The sequence below is a fragment of the Micromonospora sp. NPDC005203 genome (assembly GCF_042872705.1).
In the GTDB taxonomy this organism is placed as follows: domain Bacteria; phylum Actinomycetota; class Actinomycetes; order Mycobacteriales; family Micromonosporaceae; genus Micromonospora.
This window is the reverse complement of the sequence record NZ_JBIAKV010000026.1, coordinates 1-15,702: the sequence shown is the minus strand read 5'-3', so window position 1 is coordinate 15,702 and position 15,702 is coordinate 1. Positions and strand designations below refer to the sequence as shown.

Here is a 15,702-nt window from a genome sequence, read left to right as displayed (position 1 = left end):
CTGCTGCCCCGCGCCGTCAGCCCGGTCATCGACGGCCAGCCACGTCGGCGGCGAATGCGGCAACCCAGGTCAGTGCGGAGTTCCAGTTGATGGTGATCTCGTTGACCGACCAGGCTTCGAGATTGTCGACGTAGCAGAGCTGTGGGGCGCACCCGTGTAACCAACTCGCCGAGAGTGGGTCCTGGAGGCTGGAGTTGGGCCCCCCGGCAACCGAACCCGCCGGCGGGTTCGGCAACCGGGCGTCGAACGATCTCGCGTACCACCGGCTGTGCTGGTTCTTCGCGTCGTTGCTGCCGTAGCCGGTGATGTAGGACTGCCCGAGGGCGTTGCGGCCCAGCAGGTAGTCCAGCCCTTCGAAGACGGCGTCGGCGTACCTGTCGTTGCCGGTGAGGTCGTAGGCGGTGGCCAGGACGACCTGGTTGTTCAGCATGGACGCGTTCGAGCCCCAGTCGTAGCGTCCCGTGGTGGGGGTGTAGGTCTGCCCGAAGCGCTCGGCCCTCTGAAAGGAGATCAACCGGTCCGCGGCGGCGACCACCCACCCCTTGATCTGCTCGCGGTCGCTCAACCCAGTGCCGAACCGGGCCAGATCGAGCTGGGCCAGCGCGGCCACCGAGCCCCAGTAGAAGCCGTTCTGGCTGAAGGCCGTACCGGCGGTGTGGAACCGGCTGACCCGGACGGCGCTGAGGTAGGCGGCGTCCCTGGTGGTCAGGTACAGCTCGGACGCGGCCCAGTAGAACTCGTCGGAGACGTCCCCGTCGTTGTAGGGCCCCCCGCCGCTGCGGTCCTCGTACGGCGCGAAGAGCGCCGGGTTGGCCCGGGCCGCCGCGTACGCACGTTCGGCCGCCGCCCGCAGCCGGGCGGCGAAGCCGGCGTCGTACGGCTGGTAGATCCTCGCCGCCTGGGCCGCGACGGCGGCCAGGTTCAGGGTGGCCGCGGTCGACGGCCGGTGCAGTTCCCGGGGTTTCTTGTCCTGGTGCGGCAGCATCGGCGGCCCGGTCCAGGTCTCGTCGTGAACCTTGTGGTGAACCATACCGGCCAGCGGAAGCCCGTCGGGCACCTGCATCTTCAGCATGAAGTCGAGGTTCCAGCGGGCCTCGTCGAGGATGTCCGGGACACCGTTGCCACGTTCCGGCACGGCGAGGGTGCCGTCGCCGAGCGCCGCCGGCCGGTTGCGCTCCCAGGCCGACAGGAGCTGGTACGTCGCGATACCACCGTTGACGACGTACTTGCCGTGGTCGCCGGCGTCGTACCAGCCGCCGGTGACGTCCAGCCGGTAGGCGCAGGTCCAGTTGTTCAGGAACGCTTTCGGCTGCTGGCAGGGCACCTGGGTGTCGCCACCGCCTGGCGACTCCGCGACGTGCCCGGCCGGGCGGGCGTACGCCGCCCCGGCGATACCCCCGTCGATCGTGGTGCCGCTGCGGTTGGTGTAGAAGAACCGTGTCGCGTCGGTGCGCAGCCGGTCGTACAGATCGGCGCGGATATCGAACGGGTGGCTGGGCTTGTCGACCCAGCCGTCGTAGACCAACTCGAACCGACCGGTGGCCGTGACGTGGCTGAAGTCGATGACGTGGGTGATGGCGCTGGCCGACGCGTCGAAGCCGGTCGGGGTGCTCTGGCCCGTCGCCACCGTCGCGCCACCGCCGGCGCGGCGCAGCGTCCACGGCACCGCGTGGGAAGCGCCGTACAGCAACGTCGCTCGTTTGGGTCCGTTGGGCAGGTAGCCGTGCTGGTTCACCCTGACCTCCGGCCCAGCCTCGGCCCGGTACGCGTACTCGGCGCCGGTGAGCGTCACGTCGTCCATGCAGAACTCGTAGGGCGCGCTGGACTTACCGAGCCGGAACTGGAGCTGGGCCAACCGGTACGGCTCCGAGTAGGTCGTCGTGATGCGGTACTCGTACTCCTTCCAGGCGGCGCCGGTGGTGAAGCCCTGGTTCACGTACGTGACGTTTGTCGGGTTGTCGAAGGGCGCGAGGTAGATCAGCGGGTTCGCCGCCGCGCTGGTGCGGGCGCGGAACCGGAGCGTGTACGTGGCACCGCCGGGCAGATAGATGCTGTTGTGCCCGACCAGGACGTCCCACGGGTTGGTGGACGCGGGCGCGGTGACGCAGAAGGTCCCGCCCGCCAGTCTCGGCGTCATCCCGGCGTTCACCCACCACGGCTTGTCCGTGCCGGTGAACGTACTGTTCTGCAACAGCCGTCCATCGAGCTGTGGTCGCGGTGGCCCACCGCCGTACGCCGGCAGCGTTCCCGCCGGCAGTTCCTGCCCACCGCCCTGGCCGGGCTGTCCCGGGCCGGGATCCGCGCTGCCGTAGCGGGGCAGCAGCCAGCCGTCGAGACCGCCGGAGGCGGCGCTGACCAGGACGAAGTCGCCGATCAGGTCGGCGTCGAGGTCGGCGAACAGACCTGTGGTGCCGGCGAACGGGCCATCGTCACGGATCGGGCCCAGGGACCGCCAGCCGGTCGTCGCGCTCCACGGTGCGCCGGTGTTCTCCCAGGCCTGGACTTTGCCGCTGGGGTAGTCGACGCGCAGCACGTCGGCCCGGCGGTCACCTGTGACATCCGTGAACGACGTCTGGTAATAGCCGTCGGCGGGGGTCGCGAAGCCGGTGACCGAGTGCCAGTCTCCCGGCACCGGCGTCCGGCCCGGGGACCGGTTCTCCCAGAGGCTGGCGTTGCTCAGCCGGTCCGAGTTGATCAGGTCGTCGTCTCCGTCGCCGTCGATGTCGACGAAGCGCGGGTTCTCGTAGCGCAGGTCGTTGGCCACGATCGAGCGTGCTGCCAACCGGATCTGCGCGCCGTCGGACTCGTTGCGGGACATCCAGATGACCCGGGTCCCGGTGGGCGACTCGTCCGCGCTCTGCAACCGGAGGTAGTCGTCCCGGTCGTCGCCGTCGAGGTCGCCGAAGTGCACAGTACTGGGCAGGCCCCGGTCCGGCGGGCTGATGTCACCGAGGGCGGTCCAGGTGGATCGGGGGCCGTTGTTGCGCCACGCCGGTATCCGGCCGTCGGGCTGAACGATGACGTGGTCGGCGTCGCCGTCGCCGTCGAGGTCGGGAAAGTGGGTCTCCGCGCCGGCCGGGGTGGCGTCCCGGAACTCGCCGATCGGGTCCCAGCGCGGGCCGATTCCGTCGCGGGGCTCCGGCCGCCACTGGTAGAAGTCCTGCGCGACCACCAACCGCGCTCCGAGAGTGTTGGCGGAGGGTTGCAGGGAGCCGCCGAGCCCAGGCGTGAAGATCTGCCCGTCCTTGAACTGCCAACGGGAGATTTCGGCCTGCTCCGAGCAGAGGGTGCTGCCGGTGTCCCGGGAGTTCGCGTCCCAGGACAGGCACCGTTCGGTCGCCGGGTCGGCCTGCGGCCAGGCGAGCTGGTACTGGCCGCCCGCCGTGCTGAAGCGCACCTGGAGGGCCTCGTCGAGGCTGCCGCGGGGCGTCCTGACGTGTGGTCCGATGTCGTCGCCGTCGTTCGTCTTCAGCGCGATCACCGCGTGCTCCAGGTGGCGGGCGAAGAAGCGGTAGGTGGCGCCGGGAACCGGGGCGTAACAGTCTCGCTCGGTGGTCGTCCGGGGCGCGAGGCCACCGCCGGAGCCACAGCCGGCGTTCACGACGTAACGGATATACCTGTGGTCGGAGTTCCCGCCGCGAACCTCGGCGTTGATGGTGTTGTTGTTCCCGTTGCTGGCATAGGCGAAGTCCAGCTCGCTGCCGCCCTCGTGGGTGGGCTGGCCCGCCGCGACGAGGTGGCTCTGCAACGCGGCAGGCATCCGTGCGGGTTCCTGGTTGAAGTCGGCCAGCACCATCCATTCGCCGGTGGGGCGACCAGCCATGAACTGCCGAGCCCTCTCGATGATGTCGGGGGCGTCGTTGGCACTGTTCGGACCGTTGGACTGCGCGTGGGCGGTGAAGTACCAGTCGGTGCCGATCTGGACGCCCATCATCGGCCGCGAGTTGAACCGCGAATGCACCGGCAAGATCACGGCGTCGGTCACCGTCTCCCGGGTGACGATGGCCAGGCCGTTGCGTTGTTGACCGGTGTCGGCCCAGTAGATCTGCACCAGGTCCGGGCGGCTCTCCGAGCCGATGTTGTACAGATGCTCGGTGATGCCGGCATCGGCGAATTGCCGATCGGTCCACACCGCCCGGTCGGGCGGTGTGCTGCCCGCCTCCTGGAGCGCGGCGACCTGCACCCCTTCCTGGTTGAGAATCTGCTGCACACCGGTCAGCCACCGCGACTCCGGACGCTCTTCGCCCCCTTGGTGCTGGCCCTGCATGTTCCAGGACGCGGTGACCCGGTCCTGCGGCACCGCTGCCGCCGGTGTCGGCGGTTCCAGGGCGTACAGAAACGTCGACACCGTCGTCATTGCGATGATCGCGGCCAGCCGCCTGCGCACCACGCCCACGTCAGATCCTCCAGCCCTCGACCACAACGACCATGCGATAGCGGAGCTCCGTACCGCATCGGTAGGAATTACCTATTCGGGCCGGGGGAGTTGGCCGGCGTGCGCTCCGCCGCTGCCTCCCAGGGTTCCTTCGTCCAGACCGGAACCGGTGTCGTCAACCCAGTCGATCCAGTCTTTCGCGAGCGGCGGTGTCGGGCCGAGGCGTGAGGACCACGAGGCGCAGGTCGGTGTTCTGGGTGGTCAGGACGTTGGCGTCCAGCGGGATGGCGCCCACGTCCGGGTGGACGGCGGTCTTGTGCGCGCTCTCGTGCTGGGCCACGGCACGGAGGGCCCAGAGGTGGCGGAACCTGTCGTTCCCGGCCATCCGCGAGATCAGTGCCGCCACGTCGGGGTCGTTTGGATAGCGGGCGCTGGTGGCGCGCAGGTCGGCCACCAACGACTGCTCGAAGTAGGCGCGCTCGGTGTCGGTCTGGCGGACTCGGGGGTTTCGGGATTCAAACTGGACGATCAAGGCGTTGCCATCATCGGCGGTGGCGCCGGCGGGGTCGCCGAAGACGGCCGCGAACAGCCGGTTCCAGTGCAGCAGCCGCCACACGGCGTCGTAGACGGCCACCGGGGTGTCGTCGAGGTGGCCGATGACGCGGTGCAGGCTGCTGGGGATCAGGTGGGGTATCCGGTCCGGGGCCGCGGCGAAGCCGGCAAGGCGCATCAGGTGCGCCTCCTCGTCGTCGGAGAGTCGTAGCGCGCGGGCCAGTGAGGTGCACACCTGTGCCGACGGTGTGGCGGCCCGGCCCTGTTCGAGGCGTGCCACGTACTCGGGGGAGATGCCGGCCAGTGCTGCCAGCTCGCCGCGTCGTAGCCCGGCGACGCGGCGAGGTGATGCGTTCGTGAGACCGACCGCAGCCGGGTCCGTGCGATCCCGCCAGGTCCGCAACGCGGCTCCGAGGTCATTCATGAGCCCCATGATCCGCCATCGGACCTCCGGGGAGCTGGGTGGTACCAGCGGTACGCGGATGACCGGTGCCTTCCACAGCGCTGGCTCGGCCCGTCAGGATGGGGATCATGAGCAGAGTGACCAGGATGCATCACATCGGAGTGCCGGTCAGCGATTTGGCGCGGTCGGTGAGGTGGTACGAGGACGTCCTCGGCATCGCGCCGAACGGGGTGACGATCTCGGCGACGAATCCGGCGATCGGTGCGGTTGTCGAGGTCGAGAACGCGTCGATGCGGGCCTCCTTCGCGTTGGCCGGTGACAACGTCCTGCTGGAACTCATCCAGTACGACAGCCCGCGGCCGAGGCCCTTCACCGGGCGCAACTCTGACGTTGGGGTGATGCACCTGTGTTTTGAGGTCGACGACCTCGACTCGGCGCACCGCGACCTGGTGCGGCGGGGCGTGCACGTCAACGCCGATCCGGTCGTGCTCCAGGACGGCGATGGCGTCGAAGCGGGGGCGCTGGCCGGGACGAAGATCCTCTATCTCCGTGACCCCGACGGCATCCAGCTGGAACTGTTCGAGTTGCCCTCGTAGGAGCGCGCCGGCGCACCGACCCGGCGCCCGTCCCGGTCGGTGCGCTGCTCTGGATACCATCGGTGGGCCGAACAACCGGAGGGCATCATTCGTCCGGCGACATGCAGAAGCTGATGACAGATATCAGGTCGGGATTGTTCGTCGCCCGCGAGGCGGAGTTGGGCGAGATCGCCTCGGTGACGGCAGCCGCTGCGCGGGGCCGTGGCGGGGCGATGCTCGTTCTCGGTGCTGCGGGGATCGGCAAGTCGACGCTCATCGGTGCGGCCGCTTCGCGGCTCGACGGATGGCGGGTGCTGCGGGCCGGTGGTGTCGAGTTCGAGAGCGAGCTGCCCTACTCGGCCCTGCACCAGTTGTGCGCACCCGTGCTCGACGACCGCGCTGGGCTCCCCGTGCCGCAGCGGAGCGCGCTCGACGCGGTGTTCGGGCTGCAGGCCGGGGTCACGCCGACCCCGATGCTTGTCGGCCTGGCCGTTCTCGGCCTGCTGAGTGCCCTGGGCCGGCGCAGGCCGGTGTTCTGCGTGGTCGACGACGTGCAGTGGATCGACGCCGGCTCGCGGCAGGTACTGGCCTTCGTCGCGGCACGCGTTGCGGTGGAGCGGGTCGCCATGGTGTTCGCTGGCCGTGACGCCGCCTCGGTGTCGGGGCTCGGTCGCCTGCCCGCCGTCACCCTCACCGGGCTCACCGATTCGGAATCCCTCACCCTGCTGCGGTATCGGGCGTCGTTCGGCCACGAGGCGGCGATCGTGCAACGGATCCTCGCCGAAGCGGCCGGCAACCCGCTCGCCCTGGTGGAGTTCGCCCGCGACGCCGGACCGTTCGGGCTACCCGGGGACGCCGGGCACCGCGCCGTGGAACACCGGTTCGTGAGTCGGTTCCTGCGGCTGCCGGCACCCACGCGCTCGGTTCTGGCGCTGGCCGCGGCAGAGCCGACAGGCGACCTGGTTCTGCTGCGCCGCGCGATGGCGATCCAGGGGCTGGACGCCGTGGACCTGGCCGCGGCCGAGGACAGCGGCCTGTTGGTGGCCGGGCCGCGGGTGCACTTCCGGCATCCGTTGGCGCGTTCCGCGGTGTACCTGTCGACTGGCGCAGGGGCGCGACGGCAGGCGCACGCGTCGCTCGCCGCCGGTACGGACGCCGACGTCGATCCCGACCGTCGCGCCTGGCACCAGGCGAACGCGATCACCGGCCCGGATGAGGAGACCGCGGCCGAGCTGGAGCGCTCGGCCGGACGGGCACAGCGCCGCGGCGGACTCGCGGCCGTGGCCGCGTTCCTCGAGCGCGCGGCTCGACTGACCCCCGGCCGGTCGCGGCGGGCCCGCCGGTTGTTGTCCGCGGCCCGGGCGCGGATGGGCTCGGGGGCACCATCTGCCGCCCGGGAATTGGTGGACGAGGCCGAGCGTCTCCAACCGGACCCCGCCGACCGCCATGCCGCGCGGCTGCTGCGCGCCACGATCGACTATCACGTGGCGCGCACCATCCCGGCGACGATCGCGCTCATCGACGCGGCCGACGGCGTGGGGCCCGACGAGGTCCGCGAGACCTACCTGGAGGCGTTCGCGTCGCTCATGTTCAGCGTCGACGAGCCGGGGAGGTTACGGCGGCTCGCCCTGCACATCCGGGAACGGGTACCCCAGCGTCAGCCGCAACGTCCGGTTGACCTGCTGCTGCGGGCATTGGTCGAGCAGCATCTCCGCCCGGTGGACGAGGCGATGCCCATGATGCGCCGTACGGTCGACGCCTTCCGGGACCACGCCCGCACGCCCGGCGCGGATCCGTGGTGGATGGAACGTGCCTGTGTGTTGAGCGTCGACATCGGTGACAGCGATGCCATGGAGCAGATCACCGACCGTCAGGTGGAACTCGCCCGGGCGCAGGGGGCCTACGCGATCCTTCCCCATGCGTTGCGCTTCCAGGCGGTCGCCCGGACGATCGTGGGTCGCTTCGCCGACGCGCAGATCTGCATCATCGAGGCGCGTGCGGTCGACGAGGCCGCCGGGACGTCAAACCTTGTCGGGTCCGACCTGATGCTTGCCGCCTGGAGCGGGGACGTCGACCGGTTCCGCGAGATCCGGGAGAGGCTGCGCGACCGGGTGGGGGTGAAACCCACCGCGCTGCACTACGCGATCGGCGTTCTGTGCAACGGCAGCGGCGACCATGAGGCCGCGATCGACGCGTTGCTGCTCGTACGGGACCAGCACCGGCGCGGGGCGTACGCCGCCTCCGTCTTCCACCACGAGCTGGTCGAAGCCGCCGCGTACGTCGGACGTCCCGGAGAAGCCAAAGAATCGGCTAAATGGATCGGGGATGTCGCACGGGTCAACCCGAACGCGTGGACGACCGGTGCGCATCTACTGGCGAGTGCGCTGCTCGACCCGGGGCTCGGCGCGCAGGACCACTACCGTGCCGCGATCAGCCGGTTCGCCGGGAGCAGGATGCGAGTTCACTACGCGCGTGCCCGACTGCTCTACGGGCAGTGGCTGCGACGGGTCGGCCGTCGCGCCGAGGCGCGGGTGGAGCTGCGCGCCGCGCACGAACTGCTCTGCACCATCGGCGCGCGCGGGTTCGCCGGCCGCGCCGCCCGCGAACTAGATGCCATCGGCGAGCCGACCCTGGCCGACGACGCCGATCCGCTCGCGGGGCTGACCGCCCGCGAACTACTCGTCGCCCGCAAGGTCGCCTCCGGCGCCGGCACCAAGGAAGTCGCCGCGCTGCTGTTCGTCAGCCCGCGAACGATCGACGCCCACCTGCGCAACCTCTACCGCAAACTGGGCATCACCTCACGCCGGCAGTTACGAGAACTACTCCGATGACGGAGCCGGGCCGACCGAGCGACGAAAGGGCCCCGTCGGTACGACCGGCGGGGCCCTTTGGTCACCTCAGCGCCGGGCCCGATCACACTCCCGTTCGGCACGCGTCTTCAGCTCCGTCAGCCACTTCTCCAGGCCCGCCCCGAGGGCCACGGTGGAGAAATCGACGTCCTGCTCCACCTGGTCAGCGCGCCACGTCTCCTCGGTACGCACGAGAACCCGGCCGTCGATCTCGGTGAACGTCCACACGTGCACCCCCTCGTCGATGCGCAGCCCCGCTCCGATCGCCGGGCCGTCCCACCGAAGACACCTCTGGTGTTCAATCTGCCGGACGGTGGATGTGACGACGAGGGTCGTGGCGGGATTCAGCGCGGTCTCGGGGACCGCTGTCGTCCACCGGAACGACGAACCGGGACGCAGTGGGCCACGATCGAGCCGCTTGCTCGACACAACGGGCTTCTGCCACGACGGCCAGCGTTCCACGTCGGTCTGCAACTTCCAGACGGTCCGTAGCGGAGCGTCGATCATCGTCTCCGTCCGATAGCGAATCTTCGCCGCGGTGTCGACAGTCCGTCCCGCACATCGCACCGTCGCGTGGTCGGCACCGACATCGCGCTTGACCTCGGCCCGAGCCGGCGCACCTGCGGTGCCCACGAGGCCGGCTACTACCACTGCCGTCGCGATGGCAAACACCCGACTCTTCATGAGGCGGCCAGCGCCTCGGCGGTGCCCTTGAGTCGTTCCAGCCACATGGCGAGGGTCGTGTCGAGGCCCTCCTGGAACGGCCCAGGGTCGGCATCGACAGGCGCGCCCGCGAAGGACTCCTCGGTCGACACCTCCACACCGTCGCCGACCGCAGTGAGCGCCCAGACGTGGACACCGAGGACCCCGTCCGGCCCGTCACCGTATCCCCGCCACACCAGGCGTTCCCACGGCCGTACCTGGACGATCGTCGACTCGATCTCCATCCCCGCGGCCGACCAGCGGAACACGGAGCCCGGGGCGAGCGGACCGGGTGTTTCCACGCGTGCGTACGGGATTTCTGGCAGCCAGGTCGTCCATGCGTCGATGTCCGTGAGGATCCGCCACACGGCCTCCGCCGACGCGTTCACCGTGACGCTGTGGCGGCTGACCACCGGGGCCGACACGTCAATGCCGGCCTCGTCGGTGTCCGTAATGATCTCCATCGTGAAGCCTCTCTGCGGTCACTGACCATCGGATCGCCGGGCATGAGAGCGAGCCGCTAGATCCACACCCGGCAGATGCGATCGTGCCAAGACGGCAACCGCTACACATCGGCAAGAACTACCTAGTTCGCCCTACGTGGGCCGGCCACGGTGAAGGTCCTTACCTCCGTGCCGGCTGCCAGCCTCAGCCCGACAGGTTTTCGCCGAGTCGCAGCGGTGCTGCTGGGGATCATCTCGGGACTCCTTTCCGTGCTGATGCTCGGCTTCGGCATGAGTGGCACCGCGCGCGGCGAGGCGAGCGAACCGGCCTTGCGGCCCTCGGTCCCAGCCGGGAGGTTCTTCGGCAGTGCGTCACGGCTGCCCCGTCGTTGAGTTTGTTTTCGTGCGGCGTCTCAAGCGGTCGCGTTGGGACCCTGGGGCGCTCGGGCCAAGCGCGTTGACGGGATGCCGGCATGGTGATCGCGTCGGCCCGGATGTCCCGATCGTCCCGCCCGACCAACTTGATGCGATTCCGGTTGAAACAGTGTCCATGCCTTCAGCTGATCGCGGTCGTTCAGTGCGGCTACCACGACGGGGGCTGCTCGTCAGTGACAAAGGTATTAGGCACCTGGTGGGCGTCGAGGACCGTTGCGATCTCGTCGGGGACGCGGGCGGGAAGGTTGCGCGCTGGTGCTAGTGGCAGCAGGACCGGTAGCAGGGTTTGCTCGTTGACCAGCAGTGCCAGCCGGGCCGTCACAACAGCGCGGTGGCCTAGCACGGGCCCAGCCGGGTCGTGTCGTGCTCTCCTTCGACAGCCCGAGGCGCCCGGTCAGATCGCCACGGTCGGCCTTTGGCGCTGCCGAGGGTCGACGCAGATGAAGGTCGGGCAGCCTGGTCGGGTTCGCGCACCATCGCCCAGTACGACGACCAGACCCGCGAGGGAGGCGACCGCCTGTAGCGCCCGCGACCGCCAAGACGCGGGGCTGCGTGCGTCAGTCATCGAATCCGCTTCTGTTCGTCCTGGTCGTGCTGGGCGGCGAACCGGGCGGGGCCGCGGGTCAACTCTCGCCGCGTACCTCGGCCGGCAGGCTGTCGAACCACTCCAGTACCGCTTGCTCGTATATGAGGCCGAAGCGCAGGGTCTCCCGCCGGTACAGGTCGGGTAGGAGCCCGCTTTCCTCGGCATTCCGAATCACATCGAAGTAATTCGCTAGCCGTTCGGCGTGCCGGGCACGGTGCTCGGCGACGTAGTGCGCCAGTAGTTCAGGGTCGATGTGCTGGCCGAATCCAATGGAGAGCAGCAGCGGGATGCGGATGTGCTCCCTCCCCGGTTCGCGGTTGACCCATTCCGCGAAGGCGTCCCGGCCGGAATCGGTCAGCTCGTAGGGCCGGCGGTCCCGGGGGCCGCGGGTGCCGGCGGTGATCAGCCCGGCCGTCTCCATAGCGGCGAGTTCGCGGTAGACCTGGCTCTGCGTGAGCGACCAGAAATTGCCGATCAACCGCTCGGCGGAGTTCAGGAGGTCCCAGCCTGTCATTGGCCCCTGGTGCAGGAGACCCAGCATCGAGGCGGCAGTGGAGTTTAACGGTTTGCTGGGCATAGCCGACCTCCTGCGTCGTAGTGCCGGCCGTGTCCGGGTTGGCAGCCCGTCGCGCCCCGTGCGGTGGTGCCGGCACCGGGTCTGGTGCCGGCTCATCTGGCCCGCCCCGGTGTCGTCGCGGGCACCAGCGGCCTGGGCAAATCTCTGATCTGGGCGGAGTCTTCTCTCTGACGACCTAGCATAAGGGAAGGTCTTGACGTTCCACTGTGCCAGATGCCAGAGTGGCGATGGGCCGGACGGTCGTCGATGGGTGGGGCGACGCTGCGCCGATGCGTTAACACGGGGGGTCGATGTGTTCGGTGTTCTGGGTCGCGCCGCTGTGCGCGGACGTTGGTTGTTCTTGGCACTCTCCCTAACATTTGTAGTATTTTCCGGTGTCTGGGGCACCGGACTGTTCAGTGCCATGCACGCCGAAGGCGGGTTCGACGACCCGGCCAGCGAGTCCTATCGCGCTCAGGAACGCATCCAGCAGGCCCTGGGGCGCGAGACGGTCGACGTGATCGCACTGTACGACGGCGAGGGCCGAACCGTGGACGATCCGTCGTTCCGCGCCGCAGTGGATGGCGTCATCGCCGCACTGCCCGCCGACCTGGTCGCCCGGACCACGTCCTACTGGTCCACCAACCAGGATGCCTTCGTCTCGACCGACCGGGGCGCCACGTACGTGGCGATACAACTCGCCGGCGACAACGCGGCCGACCGTGGCGAGGCGTTGCGGGAAATCGAAGACGACCTGGCCGCGCCCGGCTTGACGGTGCAGCTCGGCGGGCCAGCGGCGGTGTCACGCGACATCAGTGCCCAGGTCGCCAAGGACATCCTCTTCGCTGAAGCGATCTCCATCCCGCTGCTGCTTGTGTTGCTGGTGCTGATCTTCCGCAGCGCGGTCGCGGCGCTGGTGCCGCTGCTCGTCGGGGGCCTGGTGATTCTGGGGTCGTTCACCCTGCTGCGGGTGCTCACCAACTGGTTCGACGTGTCGCCGTTCTCTATCAACATCGTCACGATGCTCGGTCTCGGCTTCGCCATCGACTACGCGCTGTTCATCGTCAGCCGCTTCCGGGAGGAACTGCCGATCAGCAGGTCGGTCAGCGACGCGATCGTACGCACCATGAACACGGCCGGGCGGACAGTCTTCTTCTCGGGCCTCACCATCGCCATCTCGCTCGCCAGTCTCACCCTTTTCCCCCAGGTCTTTCTACGCTCGATGGGATTCGGGGGCGTGGCGGCGGTGCTCCTGGCGCTGGTCGGCTCGATGACGATGCTGCCGGCGGTGCTGGCCGTCGTCGGTCATCGGATCAACGCGCTGCGGGTGCCGATGCCGCGTCGGCGCAGGTCGGCCGAGGCGTCGTCGAAGGATCCCGGTCGTGGCTGGTACCTCTTCGTGCACAGGGTGATGCGCCGTCCGGTGCTGACCAGCATCGGCATCGTCGCCCTCCTGTTGGTCCTGGGCTCTCCCTTCCTGCGGGTCGAGTGGGGTAACGCGGACGAGCGGGTGCTTCCGGCGGGGTCGGAGAGCCGGACCGTGGCAGAGGTGCTCGACGAGCGGTTCCCAGGCGGCCCGCCACGAGTGATCAGCGCCGCGGTGATCCGGTCGGACGCTGCGACTCAGAGCGCCGAGCAGCAGGCGGTTGTCAAGGATTACATCAGCCGGCTAGACGCGGTGTCCGGGGTGGACAGCGCCCAACTCGTCGCCACCGGGCAGGGCGTGTCGCGCATCGACCTTCGGTACGCACTCGACCCGCAGTCCGAGCAGGCACGGGAGCTGCTCGCCGCGCTGCGTGCCGTGCCCCCGCCGTCGGGGACCGAGGTGCTGTTCACCGGTGGTCCGGCCCAACTGGTCGATCTGCTCGCGTCTGTCGGCGATCGGTTGCCCTGGATGGGGCTCTTTGTCCTGGTGACCTCGCTAGTGCTGCTGTTCATCGCGTTCGGCTCGGTGCTGCTGCCGCTCAAGTCCGTCGTGATGAACCTGCTCTCGTTGAGCGCGTCCTTCGGCGCGCTGGTGCTGATCTTTCAAGATGGCAACCTGGCCGGACCGCTCGCCTTCACACCCACCGGCATGGTCGACGTGACGATGCCTGTCCTCATGCTGGCCATCGCCTTCGGTCTCTCGATGGACTACGAGGTCTTCCTGCTGTCGCGGATCCGGGAACAGTGGGACCGCACCGGCGACCCGATCGAGTCCATCGCCGTCGGCGTCCAACGTACGGCCGGCATCATCACCAGTGCGGCTCTCCTGCTGGTGGTGGTCGTGGGGGCGTTCGCCACCTCTGGAGTCGTCTTCATCAAGATGGTCGGTGTCGGGTTGGTGATCGCCATCGTGGTGGACGCCACCATCGTGCGGGGACTGCTGGTGCCGGCCACGATGCGGCTTCTTGGACGTGCCGCGTGGTGGCTGCCGGCGCCCGTCGCCGGCTGGTGGGATCGGCACGGCATCAAGGAGCACGACGGTCTTCCGGACGGCCCGGGCCAAGAGCCGGCGCCCGCCGGGAACGGGGTGCCGGGCGGTCCTGGTTCGGCGAACGCCGGCGGGGGCGTCGATGTGGTGATCAACCGGAAGAGTTGAGATTTCCGGGCCGGGCACGTCGCCGGTGGGATGACGTCCGACGATGCCCAGGTGGGCCTACATGGACACGGCGAGAGCAAGGAATTATGTCACGTCGGTCGCGCGTGCGCGCCTACGTGGTCACCTTACGGGCACGTTAATAAATGCGACCCACGGCCATAACTTTTTGACAGACCATCAACGGTCTCCTATGCTGAGTCCTTAATTTGCTCCATATTATTTGAGTTCATCGTGTCATCACCCGGACCAAGCGCAAAGGACTCGTGCAGCAGGCATGCCCGGTCGAACGTGGTCGCCCGGTACGAATCTCCGGGATGGTCCCACGTGTCACCGAGGCGCAATTGGGCATTTCTTCACCTTCGGTAGGGGGCCTCGTGAAGAAGTCGGCCACAACGGAGTCGCTCGTGTTGACATGTCGAGGGGGTGACGAGGTTGCCTGGGCAACTCTGGTACGCCGGTTCGGTCCGTTGGTTAGCGCGATCGCGCGCTCGTATGGGCTGAGCCAGGCGGACTGCGAGGATGTCAGCCAGGCCACCTGGCTCCGGCTCTGGCGTCGGCTCGATCAATTGCGTCAGCCGGAGCGATTGGCCGAGTGGCTTTCGATGGTGGCTCGGCGCGAGGTGCTACGACATCTGGGTGGCAGGCGATTGCCGGCACCGACAGACGAGGTCGTGGTCCTTGAACGCGGGCAGCGTAGCGCGGCCTCGGCGGAGGAGGAGGTTCTCTCGCGGGAAGGGGCGGAGCGGCTGCGGCAGGCATTCCAGCTGCTGTCCCCTCGTTGTCAGCACATGCTCGCGCTCCTGATGGACGAGTTCAGCTACGCGCAGGTCGCGCAGTCGCTTGGCCTGGCCCCCGGGTCGGTCGGGCCGGTGCGGTCCCGGTGCCTGAACGACCTTCGCAGGGCGCTGAATCAAGTCGATGCCGGCCGGATGACCACGGCGGACGAGCAGGTCCCGGCTTGCGTCTCGGGGGCGGACGAGCGTACCAGCGCTAGACTTGGGGGCCGAGAACTGACGCGAGCCTCTGCATCACCTGCGGCGACGGACATCCGCAAACGGCGACATCCGTCCGAGGCTGATTGTCCCCGCTTCGGGTTGCCAGCACCGGGTGTCGGCAACTCAACAGCCGGCGCTGGACGACGACTGGTCGCCGAGCCGCCTCGTCGAGGCGCTCTCTAGCCCGCGGTGCGAGTGCCTTGCGCACAAACGTTCGCCGGGTTGGTAGGGCGGCCTTGGCTGCGGGGTGGCCCAGGATGCGTAGGTCGGGGTGAAGCAGAGCTCGACTTTGGTCCGGGCCGCCCACTGCCGGATGGGATGCCCTTGTGCGCGGACAGGTTGTCGAGGATGACGTAGATCGGCGCGCCGTCTGGCCGTTTCGCGCGGATCGATTTCAGAGCGGCGAGGGTGTTGACCGCGGATTCATGCTGGTGGATGACGCCGACGGACCCGGCTCGGTGTGTCACCCTACCCGGCCAACGTTTGTGGTCAGGGCACTAGTGACGTTTGGCCCAGGGGCCACGTCGGGGGGGGGGGGGGGCCCCCCCCCACCCCCCCCCCCCGGCCGGCCCCTGAAGGCGAGGTCCAACAACCCAGCGCGCACCCCCCCCCCCAGCGCCACTCGGAGCTCAGCCAGGAGCACCACCAAC

9 protein-coding genes and 1 pseudogene are annotated in these 15,702 nt (G+C 68.9%); 4 read left to right on the top strand and 6 right to left on the bottom strand.

Going from position 1 to position 15,702, the window contains the following annotated elements; translation table 11 throughout:
- Positions 1-25: 25 nt before the first annotated feature.
- Together ACFYPM_RS31490 and ACFYPM_RS31485 are read right to left on the bottom strand one after the other, a co-directional pair.
- Complete coding sequence (locus ACFYPM_RS31490) at positions 26-4,396, bottom strand: glycoside hydrolase family 9 protein (protein ID WP_387204828.1); 4,371 nt, start codon at positions 4,394-4,396, stop codon at positions 26-28.
- A 154-nt stretch (positions 4,397-4,550) separates the two neighbouring features.
- Positions 4,551-5,351: a helix-turn-helix transcriptional regulator gene (locus ACFYPM_RS31485; protein WP_387204825.1), complete on the bottom strand. Its 801-nt coding sequence runs from the start codon at positions 5,349-5,351 to the stop codon at positions 4,551-4,553.
- Positions 5,352-5,476: 125 nt separating this feature from the next.
- Here ACFYPM_RS31485 and ACFYPM_RS31480 point away from each other — a divergent pair, with 125 nt between their 5' ends.
- Positions 5,477-5,926, top strand: coding sequence for a VOC family protein (locus tag ACFYPM_RS31480; protein ID WP_387204822.1), 450 nt, complete (start codon positions 5,477-5,479; stop codon positions 5,924-5,926).
- Between the two features lie 113 nt (positions 5,927-6,039).
- Complete coding sequence (locus tag ACFYPM_RS31475; RefSeq protein WP_387204820.1) at positions 6,040-8,736, top strand: AAA family ATPase; 2,697 nt, start codon at positions 6,040-6,042, stop codon at positions 8,734-8,736.
- A gap of 66 nt (positions 8,737-8,802) precedes the next feature.
- Here the strand turns inward: ACFYPM_RS31475 and ACFYPM_RS31470 are convergent, their stop codons facing one another.
- The 3 genes from ACFYPM_RS31470 to ACFYPM_RS31460 all read right to left on the bottom strand — a co-directional run bounded on the left by ACFYPM_RS31470 (position 8,803) and on the right by ACFYPM_RS31460 (position 11,497).
- Positions 8,803-9,426: an SRPBCC family protein gene (locus tag ACFYPM_RS31470; RefSeq protein WP_387204817.1), complete on the bottom strand. Its 624-nt coding sequence runs from the start codon at positions 9,424-9,426 to the stop codon at positions 8,803-8,805.
- Positions 9,427-9,434: 8 nt separating this feature from the next.
- Positions 9,435-9,920 carry an SRPBCC family protein gene (locus ACFYPM_RS31465; protein ID WP_387204814.1) on the bottom strand — a complete coding sequence of 162 codons (486 nt, stop codon included), beginning with the start codon at positions 9,918-9,920 and terminating at the stop codon, positions 9,435-9,437.
- A gap of 1,037 nt (positions 9,921-10,957) precedes the next feature.
- A complete protein-coding gene (locus tag ACFYPM_RS31460; RefSeq protein WP_387204811.1) occupies positions 10,958-11,497 on the bottom strand; it encodes a PadR family transcriptional regulator in 540 nt (179 codons plus the stop codon).
- A gap of 403 nt (positions 11,498-11,900) precedes the next feature.
- Between ACFYPM_RS31460 and ACFYPM_RS31455 the strand changes: the two genes are divergently transcribed.
- Together ACFYPM_RS31455 and ACFYPM_RS31450 are read left to right on the top strand one after the other, a co-directional pair.
- Positions 11,901-14,057: an MMPL family transporter gene (locus ACFYPM_RS31455; protein WP_387204808.1), complete on the top strand. Its 2,157-nt coding sequence runs from the start codon at positions 11,901-11,903 to the stop codon at positions 14,055-14,057.
- Between the two features lie 314 nt (positions 14,058-14,371).
- Positions 14,372-15,235 carry an RNA polymerase sigma factor gene (locus ACFYPM_RS31450; protein ID WP_387204805.1) on the top strand — a complete coding sequence of 288 codons (864 nt, stop codon included), beginning with the start codon at positions 14,372-14,374 and terminating at the stop codon, positions 15,233-15,235.
- 60 nt (positions 15,236-15,295) lie between these two features.
- Here the strand turns inward: ACFYPM_RS31450 and ACFYPM_RS31445 are convergent.
- Positions 15,296-15,471: pseudogene (locus ACFYPM_RS31445) on the bottom strand (transposase); the annotation flags it as partial.
- Positions 15,472-15,702: the final 231 nt, after the last annotated feature.